General features: G+C 70.7%; 26 protein-coding genes and 2 pseudogenes. 13 read left to right on the top strand and 15 right to left on the bottom strand.

The window, feature by feature from the left end; translation table 11 throughout:
* Window positions 1-8: 8 nt before the first annotated feature.
* Together OOK40_RS05120 and OOK40_RS05115 are read right to left on the bottom strand one after the other, a co-directional pair.
* Window positions 9-431 (bottom strand): type II toxin-antitoxin system RatA family toxin, encoded by a 423-nt coding sequence (locus OOK40_RS05120; protein ID WP_266476857.1) that lies wholly within the window; start codon window positions 429-431, stop codon window positions 9-11.
* A gap of 143 nt (window positions 432-574) precedes the next feature.
* Window positions 575-1,549: a BTAD domain-containing putative transcriptional regulator gene (locus OOK40_RS05115; RefSeq protein ID WP_266476856.1), complete on the bottom strand. Its 975-nt coding sequence runs from the start codon at window positions 1,547-1,549 to the stop codon at window positions 575-577.
* A 271-nt stretch (window positions 1,550-1,820) separates the two neighbouring features.
* Here OOK40_RS05115 and solA point away from each other — a divergent pair, with 271 nt between their 5' ends.
* Together solA and OOK40_RS05105 are read left to right on the top strand one after the other, a co-directional pair.
* Complete coding sequence (gene solA, locus OOK40_RS05110; protein WP_266476855.1) at window positions 1,821-2,963, top strand: N-methyl-L-tryptophan oxidase; 1,143 nt, start codon at window positions 1,821-1,823, stop codon at window positions 2,961-2,963.
* A 61-nt stretch (window positions 2,964-3,024) separates the two neighbouring features.
* Complete coding sequence (locus OOK40_RS05105) at window positions 3,025-3,504, top strand: GNAT family N-acetyltransferase (RefSeq protein WP_266476854.1); 480 nt, start codon at window positions 3,025-3,027, stop codon at window positions 3,502-3,504.
* Between the two features lie 391 nt (window positions 3,505-3,895).
* Here OOK40_RS05105 and OOK40_RS05100 read toward each other — a convergent pair whose 3' ends face one another.
* Window positions 3,896-5,947 carry an MFS transporter gene (locus OOK40_RS05100; RefSeq protein ID WP_266476853.1) on the bottom strand — a complete coding sequence of 684 codons (2,052 nt, stop codon included), beginning with the start codon at window positions 5,945-5,947 and terminating at the stop codon, window positions 3,896-3,898.
* 160 nt (window positions 5,948-6,107) lie between these two features.
* Between OOK40_RS05100 and OOK40_RS05095 the strand changes: the two genes are divergently transcribed.
* Window positions 6,108-7,001 carry a peptidoglycan-binding protein gene (locus OOK40_RS05095; protein WP_266476851.1) on the top strand — a complete coding sequence of 298 codons (894 nt, stop codon included), beginning with the start codon at window positions 6,108-6,110 and terminating at the stop codon, window positions 6,999-7,001.
* Window positions 7,002-7,136: 135 nt separating this feature from the next.
* Window positions 7,137-7,805 carry an HAD-IA family hydrolase gene (locus OOK40_RS05090; RefSeq protein WP_266476850.1) on the top strand — a complete coding sequence of 223 codons (669 nt, stop codon included), beginning with the start codon at window positions 7,137-7,139 and terminating at the stop codon, window positions 7,803-7,805.
* Between the two features lie 142 nt (window positions 7,806-7,947).
* Here OOK40_RS05090 and OOK40_RS05085 read toward each other — a convergent pair whose 3' ends face one another.
* Complete coding sequence (locus OOK40_RS05085) at window positions 7,948-8,532, bottom strand: TMEM165/GDT1 family protein (RefSeq protein WP_266476849.1); 585 nt, start codon at window positions 8,530-8,532, stop codon at window positions 7,948-7,950.
* 257 nt (window positions 8,533-8,789) lie between these two features.
* Window positions 8,790-9,530: an ABC transporter permease gene (locus tag OOK40_RS05080; RefSeq protein ID WP_266476848.1), complete on the bottom strand. Its 741-nt coding sequence runs from the start codon at window positions 9,528-9,530 to the stop codon at window positions 8,790-8,792.
* Window positions 9,531-9,696: 166 nt separating this feature from the next.
* On the opposite strand from OOK40_RS05080, the gene OOK40_RS05075 reads away from it, so the two are divergent.
* The 5 genes from OOK40_RS05075 to OOK40_RS05055 all read left to right on the top strand — a co-directional run bounded on the left by OOK40_RS05075 (window position 9,697) and on the right by OOK40_RS05055 (window position 15,720).
* The gene (locus OOK40_RS05075) at window positions 9,697-10,350 is read left to right on the top strand and encodes an HNH endonuclease family protein (RefSeq protein WP_266476841.1); all 654 of its coding nucleotides are present in this window, start codon (window positions 9,697-9,699) and stop codon (window positions 10,348-10,350) included.
* A 93-nt stretch (window positions 10,351-10,443) separates the two neighbouring features.
* Complete coding sequence (locus OOK40_RS05070) at window positions 10,444-12,141, top strand: alkaline phosphatase D family protein (protein ID WP_266476839.1); 1,698 nt, start codon at window positions 10,444-10,446, stop codon at window positions 12,139-12,141.
* 96 nt (window positions 12,142-12,237) lie between these two features.
* On the top strand, window positions 12,238-14,328 hold the full coding sequence (locus tag OOK40_RS05065; RefSeq protein WP_266476837.1) for an FAD/NAD(P)-binding domain-containing protein: 2,091 nt from the start codon (window positions 12,238-12,240) through the stop codon (window positions 14,326-14,328).
* A gap of 57 nt (window positions 14,329-14,385) precedes the next feature.
* Window positions 14,386-14,844, top strand: coding sequence for a DoxX family protein (locus OOK40_RS05060; RefSeq protein WP_266476835.1), 459 nt, complete (start codon window positions 14,386-14,388; stop codon window positions 14,842-14,844).
* Window positions 14,845-15,060: 216 nt separating this feature from the next.
* Complete coding sequence (locus OOK40_RS05055; protein ID WP_266476833.1) at window positions 15,061-15,720, top strand: DedA family protein; 660 nt, start codon at window positions 15,061-15,063, stop codon at window positions 15,718-15,720.
* Here OOK40_RS05055 and OOK40_RS05050 read toward each other — a convergent pair.
* From OOK40_RS05050 to OOK40_RS05040, 3 genes are read right to left on the bottom strand one after another with little or no spacing between them, the layout of a single operon-like run.
* Window positions 15,674-15,949, bottom strand: coding sequence for a DUF2277 domain-containing protein (locus OOK40_RS05050; protein WP_266476831.1), 276 nt, complete (start codon window positions 15,947-15,949; stop codon window positions 15,674-15,676). The two genes, OOK40_RS05055 and OOK40_RS05050, sit on opposite strands and share 47 nt — an antisense overlap.
* Before the next feature lie 56 nt (window positions 15,950-16,005).
* Window positions 16,006-17,163, bottom strand: a complete 1,158-nt coding sequence (locus OOK40_RS05045; RefSeq protein ID WP_266476829.1) for a serine hydrolase — start codon at window positions 17,161-17,163, stop codon at window positions 16,006-16,008.
* Window positions 17,160-17,366 (bottom strand): hypothetical protein, encoded by a 207-nt coding sequence (locus OOK40_RS05040; protein ID WP_266476824.1) that lies wholly within the window; start codon window positions 17,364-17,366, stop codon window positions 17,160-17,162. The genes OOK40_RS05045 and OOK40_RS05040 overlap by 4 nt, the downstream gene beginning before the upstream one ends.
* Before the next feature lie 14 nt (window positions 17,367-17,380).
* Here OOK40_RS05040 and OOK40_RS05035 point away from each other — a divergent pair.
* Window positions 17,381-17,485, top strand: a pseudogene (locus tag OOK40_RS05035) (LysR family transcriptional regulator); the annotation flags it as partial.
* Between the two features lie 24 nt (window positions 17,486-17,509).
* Here the strand turns inward: OOK40_RS05035 and OOK40_RS05030 are convergent.
* On the bottom strand, window positions 17,510-18,475 hold the full coding sequence (locus tag OOK40_RS05030) for a phosphotransferase family protein (protein WP_266476823.1): 966 nt from the start codon (window positions 18,473-18,475) through the stop codon (window positions 17,510-17,512).
* 93 nt (window positions 18,476-18,568) lie between these two features.
* Between OOK40_RS05030 and OOK40_RS05025 the strand changes: the two genes are divergently transcribed.
* Window positions 18,569-18,922 (top strand): helix-turn-helix transcriptional regulator, encoded by a 354-nt coding sequence (locus OOK40_RS05025; RefSeq protein WP_266476821.1) that lies wholly within the window; start codon window positions 18,569-18,571, stop codon window positions 18,920-18,922.
* Window positions 18,903-19,391 (top strand): SRPBCC family protein, encoded by a 489-nt coding sequence (locus tag OOK40_RS05020; protein WP_266476819.1) that lies wholly within the window; start codon window positions 18,903-18,905, stop codon window positions 19,389-19,391. The genes OOK40_RS05025 and OOK40_RS05020 overlap by 20 nt, the downstream gene beginning before the upstream one ends.
* 24 nt (window positions 19,392-19,415) lie before the next feature.
* Here OOK40_RS05020 and OOK40_RS05015 read toward each other — a convergent pair whose 3' ends face one another.
* The 5 genes from OOK40_RS05015 to OOK40_RS04995 are packed head-to-tail and all read right to left on the bottom strand — an operon-like array spanning window position 19,416 to window position 22,564.
* Window positions 19,416-20,291: a glycosyltransferase family 2 protein gene (locus OOK40_RS05015; RefSeq protein WP_266476817.1), complete on the bottom strand. Its 876-nt coding sequence runs from the start codon at window positions 20,289-20,291 to the stop codon at window positions 19,416-19,418.
* A 51-nt stretch (window positions 20,292-20,342) separates the two neighbouring features.
* Window positions 20,343-20,516 (bottom strand): tyrosine-protein phosphatase, encoded by a 174-nt coding sequence (locus OOK40_RS05010; RefSeq protein WP_266476815.1) that lies wholly within the window; start codon window positions 20,514-20,516, stop codon window positions 20,343-20,345.
* A gap of 21 nt (window positions 20,517-20,537) precedes the next feature.
* The gene (locus tag OOK40_RS05005) at window positions 20,538-21,392 is read right to left on the bottom strand and encodes an SDR family NAD(P)-dependent oxidoreductase (RefSeq protein ID WP_266476813.1); all 855 of its coding nucleotides are present in this window, start codon (window positions 21,390-21,392) and stop codon (window positions 20,538-20,540) included.
* Window positions 21,389-22,057 carry an NAD(P)-dependent oxidoreductase gene (locus OOK40_RS05000; protein ID WP_266476811.1) on the bottom strand — a complete coding sequence of 223 codons (669 nt, stop codon included), beginning with the start codon at window positions 22,055-22,057 and terminating at the stop codon, window positions 21,389-21,391. Before OOK40_RS05000 ends, OOK40_RS05005 begins: the two co-directional genes overlap by 4 nt.
* Window positions 22,058-22,069: 12 nt before the next feature.
* Window positions 22,070-22,564 carry a RidA family protein gene (locus OOK40_RS04995; RefSeq protein WP_266476809.1) on the bottom strand — a complete coding sequence of 165 codons (495 nt, stop codon included), beginning with the start codon at window positions 22,562-22,564 and terminating at the stop codon, window positions 22,070-22,072.
* A gap of 145 nt (window positions 22,565-22,709) precedes the next feature.
* On the opposite strand from OOK40_RS04995, the pseudogene OOK40_RS04990 reads away from it, so the two are divergent.
* Window positions 22,710-22,805: pseudogene (locus OOK40_RS04990) on the top strand (TetR family transcriptional regulator); the annotation flags it as partial.
* Here OOK40_RS04990 and OOK40_RS04985 read toward each other — a convergent pair.
* Entirely contained in the window at window positions 22,800-23,552 is a 753-nt protein-coding gene (locus OOK40_RS04985; protein WP_323136048.1) for a hypothetical protein, read from the bottom strand. The pseudogene OOK40_RS04990 and the gene OOK40_RS04985 overlap by 6 nt on opposite strands.
* Window positions 23,553-23,868: the final 316 nt, after the last annotated feature.

Below are 23,868 nucleotides of genomic sequence, written 5' to 3'. Positions count from 1 at the left end.
CTCTGGTCCTAGAGGCTCTGGCCGACAATTCCGGCCTGGTAGCCTTCCAGCGCCTTGGCCACCGCGGGATGAATCATTTCGGCAACCATCGGCAGACCGATGTCGAATTCCACGTTCAGTTCGAGGCCGACAACACCGTCGCCGTCCTCGACGACCTGCCAATAGCCCTCGTAGTGGGCGAGATCCCCGTCGGTCTGGCGGAACTCCAGACGCCGCCGCTCGGCGTCGATGACGTCCTCCTGGTCCCACTCCATCTCGGAACCCTTGAGTTCGACCACCCAACTACTGGTCCGACGGCCGTCCTCCTCGCCGGTGACGGTCACCTCATTGACGCCCTCCATGTACGAAGGGAACGCCTCGCAGTCCAGAAGCACCTTCCACACCTGGTCCGGTGTCCCGGCACTCTTGTGAGTCGTGTGCAGCACGGCCACGGAAATCTCCTCTCAGAAATCAAATTCCCGCTCATCAGCGATTCGCATTGTAGTTTGACGCGACACTCACCTGGGCATTCAAATGCCCATATCTGACACGCAATTGACAGACTGACAAACGGCCCCGATCCGGCACCGGGAGTTCACGCGGAATCCCTGCGCCGGGCAGGGACGCGCTCTTCCACCAGTGCCATGAGGCGGTCGAGTTCCGAGCGGAGTGTGTGCTGTTCGGAGGTCAGCTGGTCGACCCGCCGTCGCAGCCGCAGCAGTTCGAGATTGCTCGCACCCTCGCGGTGCGGGGTGTCGCCGTCGCCGTACTCCTCCGCCACCGTGTGCTCGACCGCGGCCTGCGCCTGCCACCGGCTCCCGGCCTCGTGGATCTGGCGTACGGGCACGGTCAGCACCGGCGCCGCGCCCGTACCGACCTCGGCGGCGCGACGTCGCCGTACGGTGTCGCGCACCGTGCGCGCCTCGCCCGGCCGGCCGCTGCGCTGGAGCGAGAGGGCCAACTGGTCGCGGAAACGCTCCCGCAGAGGGTGATCGGCGACCAACTCCTCCAGCTGGGCGATCACTTGGCGATGCTGGCCCATCCGGAGCGAGGCGTCGCACAGGTCCTCCAGAGCGAGCAGCCGCTCCTCCTCCAGCCGCGCGGCGACACCCGCACTCAGCGGTCCGTGCGAGCCGCCGGCCAGGGCGGGTCCGCGCCACAGCTTCAGGGCCTTGCGCAACAGGACGCACGCGGAATGCGGATCGGACTCCAACTGCCGCTGGGCGCGGGCCACCAGGAGCCGGAACTGCACACTGTCGAGTTCGTCGGGCCGCGCCTGCAGCAGATAACCGGAACCCCGCGCGACCAGGCGCGGCGTATTGGCCCGGGAGGGCTCCACCTCGATCAGCTGCTGCCGCAGCCGGGACACGTGCGCCTGCAGCGCGTTGATGGCCTTGTCCGGTGCGTTGCGTCCCCAGAGCTCGTTGATCAGCGCTTCCGTGGGCACCGGAGATCCCATCCGGACCAGCAGCGCCCCGAGCAGCACCCGCTGCTTGGGACTGGTCAGCTGGACGCTCCGTTGTCTGACCTCGTCGTAGATCTCGGGAGTCCCCAGTACACGGAATTGCATCCAAACCTCCACCGGTCGTCGCGCGCTGCACCGCGCGGCGCCATGAGCTGACCACGCGCCGGGACCCGGCTTCATGAGTACTCAGGTACTCAAACCTCTTCCGCGTCCCGACTCCGCGGCGCCCCGACCCGGCCCCCGCCGGTCCCCCGGAGGGGCAACGGCCGGGCGGCCAGGGGCGGCCACAAGGTGAGTAGCCGGTACTCAGGCATACGCGCGGGGGCGCGTGGTGGTGTGGACCCTGAGCACCTGACGACATGCGGGAGTGAATGACATGACTCGGTGGGACGCTGAAGCTGCGGTCGTGGGACTCGGGGCCTGGGGCGCCTCGGCCCTGTGGAAACTGGCTGCCCGGGGCGTCGACGTCCTGGGCTTCGAGCGCTTCACACCGGGTCATTCACTCGGTTCCTCCCACGGCGGGGCCCGGATGTTCCGGCTCGCCTGTCCGGAGCACCCTCAGCTCGTCCCGCTCGCACAGCGGTCCCGTGAGCTGTGGTCGGAGCTCGAAGACGCGGCACAGGAGCAGCTTTTCGTCCCCACCGGCGGGCTCATGATCGGCCCCGAGAACGGCCGCATCGCCGGCGGCACGCTCAGCTCGGCCCGCGAACACGGCATCGACGTGCGCACCTTCACGGCCCGCGCCCTGCGCTTCCAGTACCCGCGCCACACCGCCGTGCCGGACCATCACATAGGTGTCTGGGAACCGACCGCCGGGATCGTACGGCCGGAGAGGACCGTACGCTCCGCCGTCGCACTCGCCCGGCACGCGGGCGCCCGCGTGTACACCGACACCCGGATCACCTCGATCGAGCCGGTGCCGGGCGGAGTTGTCCTGCACACGGCGCAGCGGACCGTGCGGGTGCGGCAGGTCGTCGTGACGGCCGGCTCCTGGCTCGCGTCCCTCGTACCGGGGCTGCCGCTGGAGACGGTACGCATGCCGATCACCTGGTTCCGTCAGCTGGAGCCGGACGACAGCTTCACCCTGGACAGCTTCCCCGTCTTCATGCGGGAGCTGGACGACGTCCGGGTGCTGCGGGGCAGCGGGATGGAAGGCGGTCATGACATCCAGCTGAGCCTGGAGGACCGCAGTGTGTCGGCCAAGCCGATCGACCCCGACGACAGCGACCGTTCGGTGGCGTCCGAGGACTGGTCGGACCTGGCGGCCATGCTGCCCGCCAAGATCCCGGGCCTCGAGCCGGTGCCCGCACGAGTCGCGGTCTGTATGGCGACCCGCACCCCGGACGGGCAGTTCGTGATCGGCCGCCCCGGGGGTGACCCGCGCGTGATCGTCGCGGGCGGCGACAACACGCACGGCTTCCAGCACGCGACAGGCATCGGCGAGGCCCTGGCGGATCTCGTCCAGAACCGGCCGACGAGGGTGGCGCTGGACTTCCTCTCCCCCGACCGGTTCGCCTGACAGCTTCGCCTGACCGTTATTCGTTGGCCAACGGCTGCGCCGCTCGGGTACAGAGATCGTCATGACGAGCTGGACCCTGGCCCCCGAGGCCTTCGACTCCCCCGACGCGAGTGCGCTGCGGCGCGAGTACTACGACGAGGTCGCGAGCCGCTACTGGCAGCGCCCCGCGACCGACGAGGAGATCGACCAGGGGATGGCCGGGGACGGCGTGGAGCAACTTGTGCCGCCCACGGGCCAGTTCGTCGTCGGCCGCCACGACGGCAAGGCGGCGTCCTGCGGCGGCATCCTGATGCTGGACGCCGAGCGGGCGGAACTCACGCGTGTGTTCCTACGACCCGCCTTTCGGGGCACGGGGGGCGCCGGTCTGCTCATGGAACTGCTGGAGACGCAGGCGCGGGTCCTGGGCACGAGGCGGATGGTGCTGAACACGCGACTGGACCTGGTCGAGGCGCGGGGGCTGTATGTGCGGCACGGGTATGGGGAGATCCCGGCGTATTGCTCGGGGCCGTACATGGAGATCTGGTACGGCAAGGAGCTGTAGGCGGGGTGCGAGCGCGGGTGCGGGTGCGGGTACCGCTGCGCGGGGCTTGCTCCCCACCCCGCCCTCCCCCAGACTCCGTCCGGGGGGACCCCCAACCTCCCAGTATGCGACCTTCGGCCGCATGTCCTCAAACGCCGGACGGGCTGAACATTCAGCCCCGTGGGGGTCCCCCCCCGGGACGAAGTCTGGGGGAGTTTGAGGCGCGGGCGTCCGGGGGCAGCGCCCCGCACGGGCTTCGGGGCGGAGCCCCGGTGGGGGCTGGGGGCTTGCCCCCAGTTCGGGATGGGGGTACCTCCCACGGCCGCCAGGCCGTAGGGGGAGGGCGGGGCGGGGCTGTATCGATTTGCGGCTCCGCCGCGTGGGCCCGCCGCAGGCGCACCCGTAGGGGCGGTCACGGCGCGTGGTGGTCACCCGGCGGCGGGCGGCTGTACGGCCGCTCCGCGTCCGAGCCGCACAGCTCCGCCGTCAGCTCCCTCACCAGCTGCACCAGATCCGTCGGCCGCTCCGGCCCCCACCAGTCCCCCAGCAGCTCCGCGAGCGACTCCTCCCGCGCCTGCGCCAGCCGGACGGCGACCTCGTCGCCCCGGTCGGTGAGCAGCAACTGCAGCCCCTCGCGGCGGGCGAGGCCCCGTACCTCCACCTGGCGGGCGGCCTCGGTGATGGTCCGCAGCGGCACCGGCGTGGTGTCCGCCAGCAGCGCGGGCTGCACCATGCCGTGCCGCCGGATGCGCAGCAGCAGCCAACTGGCCGCGGGCAGCATGTCGTACCCCGCCTTCGCCGTGATCTTCTCGTAGATCCGCTGCCTCCCCTCGCGCGAGCCCAGCACCGACAGCGCCCGCGCCACCTCCTCGTGGGAGGAGCGCTCGACCGGGTTGGAGGCAAGGGTTTCGCTGGGGTCGGGCGCGGTGACCGAGCCGCGCAGCTTGTCCTCCTTGAGGAACCAGGAGACGAGGAAGGCGAGGACCACCACGGGTACCGCGTACAGGAAGACGTCCGTGATGGACGAGGCGTACGCCTGGAGCACCGACGGCCGCAGCGCGGGCGGCAGTTCCGCGATGGCGCGCGGGTCGGCGGCCAGCTGCCCGGGGCCGGTGCCGGAGGGCACGGACTGTCCGGCGAGCGCGCCGGAGAGTTTGTCCCCCAGGCGGCTGGTGAAGATCGTGCCGAAGATGGAGACGCCGAACGAGGCCCCGATGGAACGGAAGAAGGTCGCGCCGGAGGTGGCGACACCCAGGTCCTCGTATCCGACGGAATTCTGGACGACGAGTACGAGTACCTGCATGACCAGACCGAGCCCGGCGCCGAAGACGAAGAAGTACGTGCTCATCTCCCAGGTGGAGCTGGACACGTCGAGCTGGTGGAGCAGGAACAGGCCGACGGCGGTGATGCCGGTGCCCGCGATGGGGAAGATCTTCCAGCGTCCGGTGCGGCTGACGATCTGCCCGGACGCGGTGGAGGCGATCAGCATGCCGAGCACCATCGGCAGCATGTGGACACCGGACAGGGTGGGCGAGACGCCCTGCACGACCTGGAGGAACGTCGGCAGATAGGTCATCGCTCCGAACATCGCGAACCCGACGATGAAGCTGATGACCGCGACGAGCGTGAAGGTGCGGATCCGGAACAGTTTGAGCGGCAGCACCGGTTCGGTGGCGCGCTGCTCGACGTACACGAAGGCGACCAGCAGTACGGCGCTGAGAGCGACGAGGGAGATGATCTGCGCCGAGCCCCAGGCCCAGGTGGTGCCGCCGAGGGAGGCGACGAGGACCAGACAGGTGGCGACGGAGGCGATCAGGAAGGTGCCGAGGTAGTCGATGGTGTGCCGGGTCGGCCGGACCGGGGGGTGCAGTACGGCGGCGATGACGAGGAGCGCCACGACGCCGATCGGGAGGTTGATGTAGAAGACCCAGCGCCAGCTGAGATGTTCGGTGAACAGGCCGCCCAGCAGCGGGCCGAGCACGCTGGTCGCGCCGAATACCGCACCGAACAGGCCCTGGTACTTTCCGCGTTCGCGCGGGGAGACGATGTCGCCGACGATCGCCATGGACAGCACGATGAGGCCGCCGCCGCCCAGGCCCTGCAGCGCGCGGAAGCCGATGAGCTGCGCCATGTTCTGGGCGACGCCGCACAGCGCGGAGCCGATGAGGAAGATGACGATCGCGGCCTGGAAGAGCTTCTTGCGGCCGTACTGGTCACCGAGCTTGCCCCACAGGGGGGTGGCGGCGGTCGAGGCCAGCAGGTACGCGGTGACCACCCACGACAGATGGTTCAGGCCGCCGAGTTCGCTGGCGATGGTGGGCAGCGCGGTGGAGACGATCGTCTGGTCGAGGGCGGCGAGCAGCATGCCCAGGAGCAGTGCACCGATGGCGACCATGACGGTCTGCCGGTTCTGCCCCTCGCCGGGGGCCGGGCTCACGGCCTCGGTGCTCATTCCCTGAGCCATGCCGCTTTCACCCCTCGCCGGTCTCTTGACCACTCTCCTCCCCATCCTGGTGGTTGTGGCCGGTTATGGCCTGCCGAGTGTGCGGCCGGGAGGGCGGGCGCTGTTGGGTGTCCCGAGGAGCCGCTGCATAATCGCTCGCAGTGCAAGGGGAGGACCAGCGATGACCGGACACCAGTGTCCTGAATGCGGTACGCCGCGAGATGCCCAGGGCAGAGCCGGGCCCGGCTGCGCCTGTGCGGAGCGGGCCGCGGACGCGGTGCGGGCTGAGCGGGAGGCGGATGCCGCGACGGCAGAGGACTTCGATCCGCTGCGCGTACGGCCTTATGTGACGTTGCAGAACGTGGCCGAAAGCGGGGTGGCGCCGGACGGGGGGACGGTGCCACTGCCCCGCGTGGTGGATGCCGCGCCGCACGACGGGCCGGACGCTCTCCACCCGGTCACGCTCGACGCGGTGGACCTCACGCCGGCCAACCTCACCCCCGTGCGCCACCGTCGGCGCAAGCGCTCGTACAAGGGGCTCGTTGTGGCCGCGGCGGCGGTGACGGTGGCCGGGACCGCGGCGTTCGCCGGCGGCCTGTTCTCCGGGGACGACGACAAGGAGAAGGCTCTGCCGGACAGGGGGACGGTCGCGCCGACCGTCAGTCGCCTGCCGGATGCACCCACATCCGGGCCGACCGGTTCCGCTTCGGCCGACGCGTCGGCATCGGCGTCCGGTACGGCGTCCGCGGATCCGTCCACGACCTCGGCGGCCTCCCGCGACTCCTCACCGGCGGATCCCGCGTCGTCCACGGCGCAGACCACGGGCTCGGTGTCCCAGGCGCCCCAGACGCAGGTCTCGGGCACGCTGCGCAGCGGGGACAGCGGAGCGGCGGTCGTAGATCTCCAGCAGCGACTGGCCGAGGTGCTGCTGTACGTGGGTCCGATGGACGGCGAGTACGACCAGTCCGTGGCGGATGCGGTGCGGGCCTTCCAGAACACCCGGCATGTCAAGGGCGACCCCAAGGGCGTCTACGGCCCCAAGACGCGCCGGGCCCTGGAGGCGGAGACGAACTAGGCGGGGTGGACGCGGGAGCCCGCGCTTTGTATCGTGGTGGAACAAAGTGGTTCCGCCCGTACTCCCTGACCGGCGGGCGGAGCCGCCTTGTTTTCTTCTCCCGCGTTTTCTTCTCCTGCGCTCTGGAGTACGCCGATGCCGGCAACCGCACCGCCCGTCCTGACCGCCCGCGCCCTCCTGCTCGACATGGACGGCACCATCGTCAACTCGGACGCGGTGGTGGAACGCTGCTGGCGCCAGTGGGCGACCGAGCACGGCCTGGACCCGGAGGCGGCACTGAAGGTCGTCCACGGCCGCCAGGGGTACGCCACCATGGCGGCGCTGCTGCCGGACCGGCCGATGGAGCAGAACTACGCCGAGAACCGCGTGATGCTCGCCCAGGAGACCGCGGACACCGAAGGCGTGGTCCCCGTCGCGGGCGCCCCGGCCTTCCTGGCCGCGATCGCCGGGCTCCCCCACGCCCTGGTCACCTCGGCGGACGAGACCCTCGCCCGGGCCCGGATGACCGCGGCGGGCCTGCCGATGCCCCAGACCCGCGTCACCGCCGAACGAGTCGGCGCCAGCAAGCCGGACCCGGAGGGCTTCCTCAAGGGCGCGGCGGAACTGGGCTTCGCCCCGGCCGACTGCGTGGCCTTCGAGGACTCCGAGGCGGGCATCGAGGCGGCACGCGCGGCGGGCATGCGGGTGGTGGGCGTAGGCCCGCGCGCGAAGTCGCTCTCCCCGGACGTCCACGTGGAGGACCTGACGGGCCTGCGGGTGACGGCGGGCCCCGACGGCCTGATCCGCCTCCAAGTCACCTCCTGAATTCGGGCCGACCGGCGGAATATCAGCCCCGCCGGCGTTTGGCCCGCCGCAGGCGCCCCGAACCGGCACCGCACCAACCGCGCCCCGCACCCACACCCCCGCACCCCCGCACCCCCGCACCCCCGCACCTGAACGACCCCCCTCAGCCCGCGACCGCCTCCACCAGGCTGAGCCCCGCCAGCCCCAGCATCAGCCCCGCCGCCACCCTCGTGATCAGCCGCAGCGGCACGTACTTCATCAGCGTCCGCCCGCCCACGATGCCGATGCCCGCGACCGCCCACAGCGCCAGCACCGCACCGATCCCGACCGAGACGGGGCTGTCGTAGCGCGCCGCGAGATTCGCGGTCATGATCTGCGTCAGATCGCCGAACTCCGCCACCAGAATCAGCATGAAGCCCGCCCCGGAGACCTTCCAGAAGGACTGGTCCGCCGGGGCCTTGACGTGTTCCCCGTCGCCGTCGTCCCTCTTCATGAGCAGCATCAGCGCTCCCGCGAGGAAGAGCAGCCCGACCACCGCCTGCACCAGCCGGTGCGGCAGCAGGGTCAGTACGCTGCCCGCGGCGATGGCGAGCGTGACATGGACGGCGAAGGCGGCGGCGACACCGGCGAAGACGTACGAGGCGCGGTAACGGGTGCCGAGCATCAGACCGGCAAGCGCGGTCTTGTCGGGCAGTTCGGCGAGAAAGACGACGCCGAAGGTGATCGCCATGACGGTGAAGCTGATCACGGGTGATTCCTCAATCGGTCGGGCGCGGCCCTGCCGAGAGTCCTGAGCTTTCAGGGGTCGCTTCGGCACGGCAGCGCCATGAATACGTACATGGGCACTGCGGCCGAAGGTCTCGCTGACGGACCTCACCGAGGCCGCCTCCGGGCGCCGGCCAGGCACGAGGCCCGGCAGTATGTCGACGTTCCGGCGAAGAGCTACTCCCCTTCTGCTCCGTCAAGGGTACCCAAGCGCCCCCGGCACACCTCGCGCACGCCCCGTCACGCCGGATCCCGGTACAGCCGCCCCCGCGCCACCAGCTCGAGGACCAGCGAGACCGCCACCGCCTGCACCGCCATCAGCGCGACCAGCACAAACAGCTGCACCGCCCCGGCCAGCAGCGGGGAGGCCCCGCCGAGCAGCATGCCGACGAAGGCGCCGGGCAGTGTGACGAGCCCCACGGTCCTGGTCTGATCGAGCCCGGGCAGCAGCGCGTCGGACGCGGCCGGGCGCGCCACCTCCAGCCGGGCGTCGCGATCCAGCAGCCCGAGCGCCATCCCCGCCTCGACCTCTCCGTGCCGCAGCCCCAGCTCGTCGAGGGCCCGCCGCCCGCCGAGGACGGTCGCGGTGAGCGCGCCGCCGATGAGGATCCCGGTGACGGGGATCAGCGCGATGCCCTTGAGCGGAACGAGACCGGTGAGGAGCAGGGCGCAGACGACGGGCGCGACGCCCGCGGCGATCGGCAGCCAGGCCCACCACCAGGTTCCGTTCTTGGTGATACGCCGGCCCGCTGTGCGTACGGCGACCGCGTACATAAGCAGCAGAAACGCGAGCAGCAGCGGCAGGGAGTCGACGACCCAGCGGATCACCAGGGAGACGACGGCGAGTTGGACCGCCGCGCGCACGCCCGCCACGACGATCTCGCGTGCCCGGCCCAGGTGGGCGACGGCGGCCACCGTGGCCGCCGCGGCCAGCAGCACGGCGAGTACGACCCCGAAGGTGACATTGACCGTCAGCAGCACCCGGCAACCCTACGACGTAACTCGGCGTATGCCGGGGCGTCAGAAACCTTGATATGACGTGCCCATGTCGCCACCCTGTTACCTGGCGCACCCCCCAAGGAAACCTGGCGCCGTCAGCATGGCCACGCCCGAACGGCCAAGCTCCCCCCACATCAAAGGAGTTCGTATGCCTGGTGTCTACGCGCGTAACGCCCGCCGAATAGCCGTACTCGCCGCAACCTCCGCACTCGCCGTGACCGGCCTGCTGGCCACCGCCCCCGCGGCTCAGGCCTCCCCGCCCACCCCGGTCAGCGCCTCCACCGCCCGTACCTACCTCAGCCAGCTGACGGTGAAGGCGGAAGGCTCCTCCACCGGCTACAGCCGGGACAAGTTCCCGCACTGGATCACCCAGTCGGGCACCTGCAACACCCGTGAGGTCGTCCTCAAGCGCGACGGCACGAACGTCGTCCAGGACTCCAGCTGTGCTGCCGTCAGCGGCAGTTGGTTCTCCGAGTACGACGGCGCCACCTGGACCCTCGCCTCCGACCTGGACATCGACCACGTCGTGGCGCTCTCCGAGGCATGGAAGTCCGGTGCCAACAGCTGGACCACCGCCAAGCGCCAGCAGTTCGCCAACGACCTGACCCGTCCGCAGCTGATCGCGGTCACCGACAACGTCAACCAGGCGAAGGGCGACCTCGACCCGGCCGAGTGGCTGCCCTCGCGCACCTCGTACCGCTGCATGTACACGCGGATGTGGGTGCAGGTGAAGTACTACTACAACCTGTCCGTGGACTCGGCCGAGAAGAGCGCGCTGCAGGGCGTCCTGAACGGCTGCTGACCTGCGCCTGACGGTTCGGCCACGATCACGGCCGGAACCTGGCCGCCCACCTCTGTCGTTCCGTACCGTACGGGGCGACAGAGGAGGGCACACATGGCGGGCCTGCGCCTTGGACCACTACTGCGGTTTGTCGACTGGGAGACCGGCGGGAGCGCGACCGTCTGGGTCGAGGCCGACCGGCCGTGCACGGCCGAGGTCCGGTGCGCGGACGGCGCGCAGGGCACCTCGCGCACGTTCCAGATCGCGGGGCACCACTACGCCCTGGTCCCGGTCACCGGACTGACACCCGGCACCACGACCGCGTACGAGGTACTGCTGGACGGCCGCCGCGTCTGGCCGCTCGACGGGTCCGGCTTCCCGCCGAGCACGATCCGTACACCCGATGTGCCCTGTGACGGCGTCACCGTCTCCTTCGGCTCGTGCCGCTGGTCGGCCGCGCCCGCCGGGGAGCACGACCCGGTCGGCCCGGACGCGCTGGACACCCTCGCTGTCAAGCTCGCCGCCGAACCCGAGGCCGAGCGCCCCGACGTGCTGCTTCTGCTGGGCGACCAGGTGTACGCGGACGCGACGTCCAAGGCGACCCGGGCATGGCTCGCGGCCCGCCGGGATCTGCGCGAGCCCCCGGGCGCGGAGGTCGCGGACTACGAGGAGTACACCCACCTCTACGACGAGTCCTGGTCCGACCCCGAGGTGCGCTGGCTGCTCTCCACGGTCCCCAGCTGCATGATCTTCGACGACCACGACGTGATTGACGACTGGAACACAAGCGAGTCCTGGCTGGCCGAGATGCGCCGGACGCCGTGGTGGCAGGAGCGGATCGTCAGCGGCCTGATGTCGTACTGGGTCTATCAGCACCTGGGCAACCTCTCCCCCGCCGAGCTGGAGTCGGACGAGCTGTACGCGGCGGTACGGGCGGCGCCCGACGGGACCGACCTGCTGAGGAGCTTCGCCGCGCAGGCGGACGCCGACCCGGCCTGTGTGCGCTGGAGTTACCGCCGCGACTTCGGCCGGACCCGGCTGCTGATGGTGGACACCCGCGCGGGCCGGGTCCTGGACGAGCAGCGGCGCTCGATGCTGGACCCCGACGAGGCCCACTGGCTGCACGAACAGGCACTGGCCGGGCGGGGCTCGTACGACCATCTCCTGATCGGCACCTCGCTGCCCTGGCTGCTGCCGCCCCTGATCCATGACGCGGAGGGCTGGAACGCCGCGCTGTGCCGGGGGGAGCGGGGCGCACGGTGGGCGCGCTTCGGCGAGGATCTGCGCAGACGGGCCGACCTGGAGCACTGGGCCGCCTTCCCCGACTCTTTCGAGAAGCTGACGCGGCTGATCGCGGAGGCGGGCAGCGGCCCGGACGCACCGGCGACGGTGTGTGTGCTGTCGGGCGACGTCCACCATGCGTATGTCGCCGAACCCGAGTGGCCGGGCGGGGCGCCCGGTGCCCGGGTGCTGCAACTGACCTGTTCGCCCGTGCACAACTCCATCCCCCGCTCCGTACAGCTCGGCTTCCGCTTCGGCTGGAGCCGGACGGGACGGCGGCTCGGTCATGCCCTGGCCCGGCACGGCAGAGCGGGCAGACCGACCGTTTACTGGGGGCGCACGGGCGGTCCCTGGTTCGGCAATCAGCTGATGACGCTGACGCTGCGCGGGCGCTCGGCGGGTCTGCGGCTGGATCAGGCGCGGGCGGTGGGAGCCGGCCAGGGCACGGGTCCGGGCGGTGGTGCGCGGCTGGTCACGGCGGAGGAGCGGGAGCTGACAGCGCACCGTGATCCTTCCCACAGCGGAGGGTGATCATCGGTCCCAGGGGTTCGACTCCGGGCGCGGCCCCGGCATGATGAGCCGGACACTCCGCTTCCAAGCACCCCACATGCACCGGGAGTTCCCGTTTTGTCCGACGTACGCGACGACGCACGGTCCGTAGTTCCCCCCTCCGGCGCCCGCGCCATCGCAGTCGTGGGGGCCGGCCCGCGCGGCACCTCCGTCCTGGAGCGGCTCTGCGCCTCGGTGCCCGAGCTGACCCCGGGAACGCTGCTGACGGTCCACCTGGTCGACCCCGCACCACCCGGCCCCGGCCGGGTGTGGCGCACCGACCAGCCGGCGGAGCTGCTGATGAACACGGTGGCCTCGCAGGTCACTCTGTTCACGGATGACAGCGTTGTCTGCGAAGGTCCGATACGACCCGGTCCGAGCCTGTACGAGTGGGCTTCGGCGCACACGGACGAGCAGTTGGGCCCCGACGACTATCCGACGCGGGCCTGTTACGGACGCTATCTGGAGTGGGCGTTCCACAGGACGGCGGACGCCGCCCCGGACACGGTGACGGTCCGGGTCCACCGGGCGCGGGCGATACGGCTTGAGGACGACCGGGACGAGGCGGCGCGCGACGCGGCCGGTGTCGACGCCGTGCACGCGGCCGGTGTCGACGCGGTGCACGAGACCGCTCGCGCCGATGGCGGGGGCGGGGTTCGGCGTCCGGCCACGCGGCGGCAGACCCTCACACTCGACGACGACACCACGCTCACCGGCCTGTCCGCGGTGATCCTCGCCCAGGGGCATCTGCCCGTGGTCTCCCGCCAGGCCCAGGCACATCTCGCCGAGTACGCCGCCCGCCACCCCCGCCTGCGCTACTACGAGCCCGCCAACCCCGCCGACCTCGACCTCTCCGCCGTAGCTCCCGGCGAATCGGTCCTGCTGCGGGGCCTCGGCCTCAACTTCTTCGACCACATGGCCCTGTTGACGACCGGCCGCGGCGGGACCTTCGTACGCGACGGCAGGGGCGCGCTCGTCTACCGTCCCTCCGGCCGCGAGCCGCGCATGCACGCGGGATCGCGGCGCGGCGTCCCGTACCAGGCACGCGGCGACAACGCCAAGGGCGCATCGGGCCGGCACGAACCCCTTCTTCTCACCCCGGACGTGATCGCGGTCTTCCGCAAGCGCGCGGACGAGGGCGATCCGCCGGAGTTCCTGACCGAGATCTGGCCGCTGGTCGCCAAGGAGGTGGAGACGGTCCACTACGAGGCGCTGCTCGCGGGTCCCGACGGCCTCGTGCCCCGCGGCTTCCGCTCCCGCTATCTCGACGCCCCGCACGGCAGCCGCCAGGAGACCGCCGTACTGGACGAGTTCTCGGTCGCGCGCGCGGACCGCTGGTCCTGGGACCGTGTTTCCCGCCCGTACGACGGCCAGAGCTTCAACACCCCTGCCGAGCACCGCGGCTGGCTTCTCGCGCATCTGCGCCAGGACGCCGCCCAGGCCGCGCTCGGCAATGTCGCGGGCCCGCTGAAGGCCGCGCTCGACGTGCTGCGCGATCTCCGCAACGAACTGCGGCTGATCGTGGACCACGCAGGGCTCTCCGGCACATCCCGGCGTGACCACCTGGACCGCTGGTACACCCCGCTGAACGCCTTCCTCTCCATCGGCCCGCCGCGCCGCCGGATCGAGGAGATGGCGGCGCTGATCGAGGCGGGCGTGCTGGATGTGGTCGGCCCGCGCACGTGTTTCGGGACGGCGGAGGGGGTCTTCACCGCCGAGTCGCCCGACGTCCCCGGATCGCTCGTTACAGCGACGACGCTCATCGAGGCGCGGCTGCCGGAGCCGGATCTGCGACGGACCTGCGACGAGCTGCTGGGCCGGCTGATGAATACGGGCCAGTGCCGCCCGCACGCGATCGACGGCTACGAAACCGGAGGGCTGGACGTAACGCAGCGCCCGTACCGCCTGATCAACCGTCAGGGCCGCCCGCACCCCCGGCGTTTCGCGATCGGCGTGCCCACCGAGGGCGTGCACTGGGTGACCGCGGCCGGGGCCAGGCCTGGCGTCGACTCGGTGACGCTCTCGGACGCGGACGCGGTGGCACGCGCCGCGCTGCGCACGCTGCGAGGGCCGCGGGAGCGGGCAACAGACAGCGGGACGGGCAGCGAAACGGAATCCCTGGCAGAAATCGGCCTCCGGTCGAAAGTTGAACTTGCAAGCATTGATTAGGTCTGCCTAACCTGGGGCCCCCTCGTCGGTTCACGTCCCCAGACCGAAGGAGCCCCCATGGCGCACCCCTCGCTGTCCACCCGGCTCAACAACGCCCAGCCGTATGTGCTGAGCCTGTTCCGCATCGTCGTAGGCCTGCTCTTCACCTGCCACGGCGCCCGCTCACTCTTCGGCCTGCTCGGCGGCACCACCGTCCCGGCCGGCACCTGGCCCGAGTGGTACGCCGCGGTGATCGAACTGGTCGGCGGCGCGCTGGTGCTGCTCGGCCTCGGCACCCGCAGCGCCGCGTTCATCGCCTCGGGCTCGATGGCGTACGCGTACTTCAACGTCCACCAGCCCAAGGGCCTGTTCCCGATTCAGAACAGCGGCGAGGGAGCCGCGATGTTCTGCTGGGCCTTCCTGCTGCTGGTCTTCACCGGCCCCGGCGCGCTGGCGCTGGACAGGCTGTTCGCGCGCGGCGGGAGCCGGGCGGCGGACGAGGAGCGCAAGGAACAGTCCACCCCGGTCGCGGTCTAGGTCTCGGTCCAGGTCCAGCCGCGCCGAATTCCGGAGCGCCCGGGTCCTCTTGAGGAGGATCCGGGCGTTCCGTTTTGCCCGACACGTGACGATCACTACATCCCCCACCCTGGCGATCCTCGAGCCGAACCCCAGGCGTACGCTGTACAGCTGTACTTGCCGCCCCTGCCGCTCCCCTGCGACGTCGCGGCCTCTTCACGAAACCGGGGAGTTCGGGTGCTCGAGAGTGTGGGGTCGCTGACCGGCAGCCCATGGATCTACGCCGTGGTGGCGCTGTCCGTACTTCTCGACGTCTTCCTGCCCGTGCTCCCCAGCGGAGTCCTGGTGATCACGGCCGCGACCGCGGCCGCCGCGGGTACGACCACCGCGGCAGGCGGCTCCGTCCAGAGCGCGGCCGGGCAGGTCCCGCACGAAGTGCCCTCGCTCCTTGCCCTCGTCCTGTGCGCGGCCACCGCTTCCGTACTCGGCGACCTCGTCGCGTACCGCCTCGCATGGCGCGGCGGCGACCGGCTGGACCGTGCCATCGCCCGCTCCCGCAAGCTGACCAGCGCGCAGGAACGACTTGGCTGGGCTCTCAGCCGCGGCGGCGGCGCCCTTGTCGTCATCGCACGCTTCGCCCCGGCCGGACGCTCGGTCGTCTCGCTGGGCGCGGGCGCGGCCCACCGCAAGGCCAGGGATTTCCTGCCCTGGTCCGCCCTCGCGGGCGTGGCCTGGGCCGGCTACAGCGTCGGCCTCGGCTACTTCGGCGGCCACTGGCTGGGCGCGACCTGGGTCGGCGCGGCCGTGTCCGTACTGGCGCTGTTCGCGGCGGGCGCGCTGGCGTCCTACGTCATGCGGCGCCCGAAGCGGGAACCGGCTCCGGAGCCTGCCGCTTAGTCCCTGTCCGGCTGCCACCGGAACCGCGCACCTCGAGCCCTTCGAGCAGCTTGCGGGTCGCCTCGGCTATCTCGTCGACGGCCTGCTCGAAGACCTCGCGATTGTGCGCGGCGGGGACATGGAAGCCGGACACCTTGCGTACGTATTGCAAGGAGGCGGCACGGATGTCCTCCTCCGTGGCCTCTTCGGGGAGGACGGGCGGGCGGAGAGTCTTGATACTGCGGCACATGTCTTCAGTGTGCCTCGCGGGTGTGACAGTCGTCCGCGAAAGCGTCTCTGTGCTGGTCAGACCGCTGCCGCCGCCCGCACCACCGCCCGCGCCAGACGGTCGTTCTCCGCGGCTCCACCACCCGGCGGGTAGGCGAAGCGCCGGCGCACGTAGCCGTACGCGACGCCGGATGCCGGGTCGGCGAAGCCCATCCCGCCCGCCGCGCCGCTGTGGCCGAAGGCCTCCGGGCCGAGGAACGGATACCGCACGCCCATCGCCTCGAAGCCGAGACCGAAGTGGTCCACGTCGCCGGTGACCACGTCCGTGCCCACGGTGTGGAGGCGGCCGAACTCCGCGATCGTGTCCGGCTTCAGCAGGGGTGCCCGGCCGCCGGTCTCGCTGATGGCGGCCGCGTACATCCCCGCGACACCGCGCGCGTTGCCGACCCCGCCGCCCGAAGCCTGGCCCATTGCGCGTGCGTCACGCCTGTTGGCGAAACGCACCAGGTCGGTCGGCGGCTTGGCGTGGGCGTTGAAGGCGATGCCCATCAGGCTGTCGCGCGCCGGCGCGCCCGCCACGAGATCGGCGAGCTGCTCGCGTGTGGGCTCCATCGGCTGGACGTCGAGCCAGCGCGCCTCGAGCGGTTCGGGCAGGCCGAGGTAGAAGTCGAGACCGTACGGAACCCTGATCCGCTCCTCGAAGAGCTCCTGGATCGACTGCCCGGTGACCCGGCGCACCACCTCTCCGGTGAGGGCGGCGATCACCAGGGCGTGATAGCCGTACGCCGTGCCTGGCTCCCAGAACGGACGCTGACCCGCCAGCCGTTCGGCGATCAGCCGGTCGTCCGCGAGCTCCGCCTTGCTGAAGCCGCCGTCCGCACCGATCACCCCGGACTGGTGCATGAGCAGCTGACGCAGGGTGAGTGCACCCTTGCCCTCGGCCGCGAACTGTGGCCAGTAGTGGGCGACTTCGCGCTCCAGCTCCAGCGTCCCCTCCTGCACCAGCAGCGCCACGATCAGATGCGCCGCGCCCTTGGTGACGGAGTAGACGGCGGTGAGCGAGTCGCACTCCATGCCCTCCCCGGCCCACAGGTCGACGACCTGCCGCCCGTAGACACAGGCCGCGAGCTGCACCCCGGACGTGGTGATCCCCTCGTCGAGCAGGGCGGCGAATTCCTCCCGTACGGCCTCGAAGCCCTCGGCCACGGTCCCCTGCACGCCGGCTTCGGCGGTCATGCGTCCTCCCCGGTGATCCGCTGTACGTTCCGCGCGTCGCCCGCAACATACGCCACGCCGCCTGCCACGTCCGGCAGTTCACGACCTCGGGACGGCCCGTCGGCGATCACGGTCCGGCCCGGGCCGAACCCGCGGTACCCGATCACGACGGCGACGATCGCGACGATCAGCAGGACGGCGACCGTACGCAGCCCGACGCCCATGGCGGACGTTCTCCCTGCCGACGCTGCCTTTCGGCCTGGCGTGGCACCCGCGCAACGACGCGGACCCGGCCCACACGTGGCTGCGGGCCTGCGCGCGCGAGTTGCTGACATCGGACTGAACGGCTCATCCTGCGGCGGCGGAATCACCCGAAACGGTCGAAGAGGCTCTGCATGTACTCCTCCAGGCGCCCCGCGAGTACATCGGACGTCAGATCCAGCCGCCCCAACTCCCGCCAAGGGAGGCCGACTTTCTCCGCGTCGGGCGCGAAGGCGAGCGCGTCCAGCAGCCGCCAGTACAGATGATCCACCGCGCTCTCGGACAGCTGCCCGCCGGCGGAGACGTACCGCTCGGCGAAGCTCATGCCGACGGGGACGCCGTGCAGCAGCGCCAGATTGGTCGAGCAATGAGCCACGTCCAGATCAGACGGACCCCAGGAGGTCTCGACCCAGTCGACGACGCCGCTGACGCGAAGATCCGCGTCTGCGCTGACGCCGGTGAACAGGACATTGCCCGGATGAAAGTCCCGGTGCAGGAAGTGGGGCCTGTACATGGGAGGTTCACGGCGGATGACATCGACGGCCCGGCGCCAGAGCGCGGGCCGGTCGGTCGCCTCGGGCACGTGGACGCACTCGGGCGCCGTCCATGCCTGGTAGTCGCGCGGGCGGGTCACATCCGTCACCTGGACCCGGTGAATGTCCACCAACTGCCGAGCCAGCAGCTCGACGCGCTCCGGCGCACCGGCATCGTCCAGCCGCACGTCGCCCGGCAGGAGTGACATCAGCAGAGAGGGGTGGTCGCAGTGCTCACCCGTAGCGTCGACAGCGATCAAGTCGGCCGCGGGCACGTCCATACTGCCGAGCAGTTCCAGAATCTCCGCCTCGCGGGAGAGCAGTCCGGGCGCATGCCGTAGGAAGAAGGGCTTGACGAAGGACCGCAGAACCAGTGAGCGCGGCCCGTGCGGCCCGGTGACGTACAGCCGCCGCATCTGCGAGGTCCACCCGCCCCGTAGCCGCTGCACGCTCTCGATCCGCTCACCTTCCGCGAGGACCTTCTCCACCCAGGTACGGGTTGCTGCCCAGCTCAGGCCACTGCCGTCCGCGTCAGTCACGCCTGGAGCGTATCGCCGCGACGAGGCTTGACAGCAGGCGACCCGAGGCGCATGCTCAACCTATCGGTTAAACAACTAGATGGTTGATTACAGATGCCAGACGACCCGCTCAGCACCACCTTCGGCGCCCTCGCCGACCCGACCCGCCGGGCCATCCTGGCGCGCCTCGCCGACGGCGCGGCGACGGTCAACGAGCTGGCCGAGCCGTTCGACATCAGCCTGCAGGCCATCTCCAAGCACCTGAAGGTGCTCGAACGCGCCGGTCTGATCACAAGGGGCCGTGACGCCCAGTACCGGCCCTGCCATCTGCGGGCCGGCCCGCTCAAAGAGGTCACCGCGTGGCTGGAGCGCTACCGCAGCTTCTGGGAGGAGAGTTTCGGCCAGCTCGACGAGTACCTGATCGATCTTCAGGAAAGGCAGCGGAACAATGACATCGAAAGCCAGTGAGCACCCGACGACGCTGACGACCCCGTCGGACCGAGAGCTCGTCATCACGCGCGTCTTCGACGCCCCGCGCAGCCTCGTCTTCGAGGCCTGGACCAAGCCCGAACACGTCCGCCAGTGGTACGGCCTGCGCTCGCTGACGACGTCCGTCTGCGAGATCGACTTCCGCCCGGGCGGCGCGTGGCGCTGGGGCCAGACAGGAGCCGACGGAAACGCCGTCGTGTTCTCGGGCGAGTACAAGGAGATCGTGCCGCCGGAGCGCATCGTCTACACGGAAATCTTCGAACAGATGCCGGGCCCCGCGGTCCTGACCACCCTCACCTTCGAGGAGAAGGACGGCCGGACGACCCTGACGAGCACCTCGGTCTGGCCCTCGGCGGAGGTCCTCGCCGGAGCCATTGCCATGGGTATGGAGGCGGGAGTGGTCGAGACGTACGAACGCCTCGACGAGCACCTGCGGACGATGGCTTGAGGGCGGAGATCGGCCTCGCGTCGCCTAGACGATCGGCGGACGGCCGAGGCGAGTCATGCGCCGGACAGTGCGCCACCGCATGGGGCGGCGCGATCCGCAAGGCTTCCGCACACCCTCCGCGAAGCCGCCGAACCAAGCCCGCAGACCGGCCAGTGAACGGGTTCGGGCCAGTGTGAGCGCGATCCATGTTCCGAGATAGACCGGCACGAGCGGGGCGGGCAGATGGCGGCGAGCCATCCAGACGCGGTTACGGGCGGTCATGCGATAGAAGTCCGCATGGCGGGCCGGCGACGTGCGTGGGTGCTGGAGCACCAGATCCGGCTCGTAGAGGATCTTCCAGTCCGCATCCAGCGCCCGCCAGGCGAGGTCGGTCTCCTCGTGCGTGAAGAAGAACTGGTCGGGCCAGCCGCCGATTTCGGCGAGCATCCGCATCGACAGGCCATGGCCGCCACCCAGGAACGTGGTCACCAGGCCACGCTGCATCGGGTCGCCGGCTCGAAGCCGGGGCACGTGCCGCCGCTGGGTGAAGCCGGTCTCGTCGGCGATACGGAAACTGACGATACCGAGCCCGGGGTCGGCGGCGTACAGATCGGCGATCCGTGTGAACACGTCGTTGTCGATCAGGAGCCCGTCGTCGTCCAGGTCCACGAGGACGTCCACGTCCCCGGCTTCGCGGAGCAGGTCGATCGCGACATTCCGGCCACCGGAGACCCCGAGGTTCTCCGGAAGCTCCACACCGTCGACCCCGTCGGGCAGTTCCGGCAGGGGTGTGCCGTTGCCGACCACGACGACACGGGCAGCGGGCTCGCCCTGCTTGACCACCGAATCGAGGAGGGCCCGCAGTTCGGCGGGCCGGGTTCCCATGGTCAGTACGGCCACACCCACGCGCGGTCGGGTCACGTCCAGATCACTCCAGCTCTCGGGGCCGGCAGAAGGGACGATGCTAAGGGCTCAGCTCAGCAGCCGCGCGCGCAGTCGGGAGATCAAGGCCTCGTCGACGCCGAGCTGCTTGACCGCGTACTCGTGCACCGAGCCGTACGTGGCGGCAAGGTCGGACAGGAACAGCCGCATGATCTCCTCCGGTGCTCGCCCGTAGCCGGGCCACTTCAGTGCCGAACGCGGCATGACTGCCTCGGCGCCGGCGGTTCATGACGGCTGGACGGGGCCCAGCCCGTGGTGGGCGGTGAGGTGCTCGGCCAGCGCCCACAGTTCGGCGCCGAGCGCCGGGTCGTGAAGCTGTGGTGAGCCGGGCGCCGGGCGATTGCGGACGAAGTAGGCCTCTTCGATGGGATCCGCCGTCGTGGCGAGCCGGACCAGACGGTTCGCGCCGTCCGCCGGGCTGTCGAGAAAGGGCCGGGCCAGTGTCTTGAGAAGGGTGCCGACAGGGCCCATGTAGCGGCCGAAGTCGGAGGCGATGATGCCCGGATGGAAGTCGGCGACCGTGATCTCCGGGTGGCGGCGGCCGAATTCGCGCAGCAGGATCCCGGCGGCCAGTTTGGCCCGGGCATAGACCTTGTGGGCACTCAGGCCCGAGGCGCCGGCCGCGGCTGCCACGACCGTGCCCCGGGTGAGCGAAGCCCCGGTGTGGGAGCGGGAGGAGGTCGCCACCACCCGTCCTCCCGCCAGCAGGGGGGCGAGGAGGGTCATGAGCAGCCATGGCCCGATCGCGTTGACCTGGAAGACGGGCTCGATGCCATCCGCCGTCGCGCCGCGGGCGCGCGGGATGCCTCCCGCGTTCGCCGCGAGCACATCGATCCGGGGCACCAGCAAGCGCAGGGCGTCGGCCAGCCGGTGGACGTCCGCGAGATCGGCGAAGTCCACCGTGAGGCCGTCGATTCCGAGCTCGCCCGCCAAGGCGCGGGTCCTCGCGGGGTCGCGGCCGACGGCGATCACCCGGGCGCCTTGTCGGTGGAGTTGCCGGGCGGCCTCGGCGCCGATTCCGGAGCTGGCTCCGGTGATGACGACGGTGCCGAGGGCGCTGTCGGCCGCGGTGCTGCTCATCGCGGGACCGCTCCCTTCCGGTCGCCGGAAGGCCCGCTGAGCACGGCGCGCGCCCGGGCGAAGGCATTGTGTTCGGCCGCGGTGAGCAGGAACTGGGCCACGTCCGCGCGTGAGATCGCGAGGTTCGCCGGGGTGCGGATCTCCGCGGACGCCGACCAGTGCGCGCCGGCCGACGCGTCGGTCAGGGCGCCGAAGTACGCGACCGTCCAATTGAGTTCGGACTCCTCGAGCATCCGCTCAGCGGCGTCGAAGTCCCGGTAGTCACGCCGTATGAACACTCGGGTCGCTGTCCGGACCAGCGGGGACGCCCCGCGGCGGCTCGCGCCCGCGCCCCAGGCCAGGGGCATCACGATCCGTTCCACTTCGCCGTTGCGCATCGCAGCCACCAGATGTCCGGTCGCCCTCGCAACGATCGCCGGTCCTTTGCGGCCCTTGAGCCACAGCGGGTTGCCGAGGGCGCAGATGACGGCATCATGTCCGGGGACCGCCTTGCGCACGGCATCGGGCTCGTCCGCGACCGCCCCCGTCACCACCGTCAGACGTGGATCAGGCGGCAAACCTTCCGCCCGCCGGACGAACGCGGTGACGCGATGACCGCTCAACAGCGCGCGGAACACGACCTGGCGGCCGATCCCGCCGTTGGCTCCTGTGACGAACAGACGCACGGTGACAGTTCCTCAGTTCTCACGGTCGGATTCTGCCCCGGCGGGACGGTTGCCGGTGGCCGGCACGGGGCGTAGGGCGTTCTCGCCGGTGGGGACCCGCACTGCGCGCGCCGCCGGCAAAGCGGCGACCACATCGACCTCGAGCAGATACTCCGGTGCGAAGAGGGCAGGCACGCCCACCAGTGTGCTGGCGGGTGCCTGCCGGATGCCCGCCCGCAGCGGTCCGAAGATCGCGGGCAGCAGTGCGGGGCGGTAGTCCACGACGTAGACGGTTTCCTTGATGATGTCGTGCCGGGTGGCGCCGACCGCCGCGAGAGCCGCTTCGATGTTGCGGGCGATCTGGGTGGCCTGGGCCTCGTGGTCCCCGGGCCCCACGAGCCGCCCGTCGGCGTCCCAGGCGACCTGGCCCGAGAGATGCGCCAGCCGCTCGCCGTCGGTGGTGACGACTTGGCTGACCATCCCTGAAGGGCTGTGCACGGCGGGGGGATTGACGCGTTGTACAGGCATGGCTGTTTCCTTCTGGGATTCAGGAGGGCGTTCCGGCCCAGGCGGTCAGCGCCTTTCGCCGCTCGTCACGGCGTGCGGCGATGTCGTCGCCCTTCCCATTTAGTGAACGTCGTTCTCGTGAACGGTGTTCACTATAGTGAGGTCCATGAGCTCCCCGTCAAGCCCGGCCCGAGGCCGACCCGCGCGGCTCGACTTTGCGCGCACCCTGCGAACAGCCCTTGGTCTGCTGAATCAGTCAGGTCACCGTGGGCCACGCCCTGGAGGAACAGGCAGCCCTCCAACCGGGCAGCGGGGGCCCCGCGGATCTGCAGCTTGAGACCCGGATACCGAGTCCGGCGCTCCACATTCGGCGGAGCGGGCCGAACAACGGCCGGTCACCACATGCGCGACGGTCAGCTTCCCGCGGGAGCAGCAGTGCGCGCGCTCGGCTCCGTGAAGGGAGGGGTTCGGCGTACGACGCGACGAAGTCCCTGATCTCGGCCCTGCCGACCGGGAAGGCGGGGACGTTCGCGATCCAGGCGGCGGCCTCCTCCGCGGTGGCGAAGCACCGCACGGCCGTGCTCTGGCCGATGCCGCGCGGGTCCCAGCTGACGATGTCGTACCGCTCCCGCAGCTGAGCCGGGAACTTCTCGTACTGTGCCGGGAGTCCCACCGTCCCGGCGCCTCCAGGCCCTCCGGGGTTGAAGAACAACGATCCGACGCGCCGGCCGGGAGCGGTGGCCGGGTGCCTGATCACCGCCAGATCAATGGTGCGCCCCCGTGGGCGGGTGTAGTCGAGCGGCACCTTCGCCGTCGCGCACTCGAACCCCTGCTGCTCCTCGCCCTCACAGGCCCTCCACCGCAGCGCCGTCCCCGTGCCGCCCGCGGACGCTTTCCCCTTGGCCGGGTCGGCCGCGACCGAACCGGTCGCAACCGCGGAGGAGATCAACAGGGCTGCCGCGGCGCAGAGAGCACCACGGCCCCGCCACGTCAGAGTGGCTCCTGGCATCCGAAGACCCTTCCTGGGGCAGCACGAGCTGCGGCATGAGTCATGGCGACGGCCGATCATCGGCAGGCACAGTCACATATGACCGGCCCCGGCCGTGCCGGGCAACAGGCGCACATCCGAACGGGTGGCAACGTCCACCGGGCGGCGGGCGGTCCGTCGAACCGTGCGGGACAACGCATGTGGTCCGTCGTCAGTGCGCCGTCCGACGAGCGTGGGTCGTTGACGGGATCGGTCAGGGCGAGCTGTATAGGGTCTTGGCCAACCGTCCCTATCTCGACGTGGCCCGCCCTCCCGCCCGCCCCGAATCAGACGGACT

The organism is Streptomyces sp. NBC_01481 (genome assembly GCF_026339995.1).
In the GTDB taxonomy this organism is placed as follows: domain Bacteria; phylum Actinomycetota; class Actinomycetes; order Streptomycetales; family Streptomycetaceae; genus Streptomyces.
The sequence above is the reverse complement of the archived record's forward strand: the minus strand, read 5'-3'. Positions and strand labels throughout refer to the sequence as shown.

Coding starts and splice junctions, on each gene's coding strand:
- OOK40_RS05045 (WP_266476829.1), bottom strand. CDS start 17,163: ATGACCGCCGAAGCCGGCGTGCAGGGGACCGTGGCCGAGGGCTTCGAG.
- OOK40_RS05005 (WP_266476813.1), bottom strand. CDS start 21,392: ATGAGCAGCACCGCGGCCGACAGCGCCCTCGGCACCGTCGTCATCACC.
- OOK40_RS05095 (WP_266476851.1), top strand. CDS start 6,108: ATGACCGGACACCAGTGTCCTGAATGCGGTACGCCGCGAGATGCCCAG.
- solA (WP_266476855.1), top strand. CDS start 1,821: ATGACTCGGTGGGACGCTGAAGCTGCGGTCGTGGGACTCGGGGCCTGG.
- OOK40_RS05025 (WP_266476821.1), top strand. CDS start 18,569: ATGCCAGACGACCCGCTCAGCACCACCTTCGGCGCCCTCGCCGACCCG.
- OOK40_RS05060 (WP_266476835.1), top strand. CDS start 14,386: ATGGCGCACCCCTCGCTGTCCACCCGGCTCAACAACGCCCAGCCGTAT.
- OOK40_RS05040 (WP_266476824.1), bottom strand. CDS start 17,366: ATGGGCGTCGGGCTGCGTACGGTCGCCGTCCTGCTGATCGTCGCGATC.
- OOK40_RS04985 (WP_323136048.1), bottom strand. CDS start 23,552: ATGCCAGGAGCCACTCTGACGTGGCGGGGCCGTGGTGCTCTCTGCGCC.
- OOK40_RS05075 (WP_266476841.1), top strand. CDS start 9,697: ATGCCTGGTGTCTACGCGCGTAACGCCCGCCGAATAGCCGTACTCGCC.
- OOK40_RS04995 (WP_266476809.1), bottom strand. CDS start 22,564: ATGCCTGTACAACGCGTCAATCCCCCCGCCGTGCACAGCCCTTCAGGG.
- OOK40_RS05115 (WP_266476856.1), bottom strand. CDS start 1,549: ATGCAATTCCGTGTACTGGGGACTCCCGAGATCTACGACGAGGTCAGA.
- OOK40_RS05070 (WP_266476839.1), top strand. CDS start 10,444: ATGGCGGGCCTGCGCCTTGGACCACTACTGCGGTTTGTCGACTGGGAG.
- OOK40_RS05105 (WP_266476854.1), top strand. CDS start 3,025: ATGACGAGCTGGACCCTGGCCCCCGAGGCCTTCGACTCCCCCGACGCG.
- OOK40_RS05100 (WP_266476853.1), bottom strand. CDS start 5,947: ATGGCTCAGGGAATGAGCACCGAGGCCGTGAGCCCGGCCCCCGGCGAG.
- OOK40_RS05090 (WP_266476850.1), top strand. CDS start 7,137: ATGCCGGCAACCGCACCGCCCGTCCTGACCGCCCGCGCCCTCCTGCTC.
- OOK40_RS05010 (WP_266476815.1), bottom strand. CDS start 20,516: ATGCCGCGTTCGGCACTGAAGTGGCCCGGCTACGGGCGAGCACCGGAG.
- OOK40_RS05050 (WP_266476831.1), bottom strand. CDS start 15,949: ATGTGCCGCAGTATCAAGACTCTCCGCCCGCCCGTCCTCCCCGAAGAG.
- OOK40_RS05020 (WP_266476819.1), top strand. CDS start 18,903: ATGACATCGAAAGCCAGTGAGCACCCGACGACGCTGACGACCCCGTCG.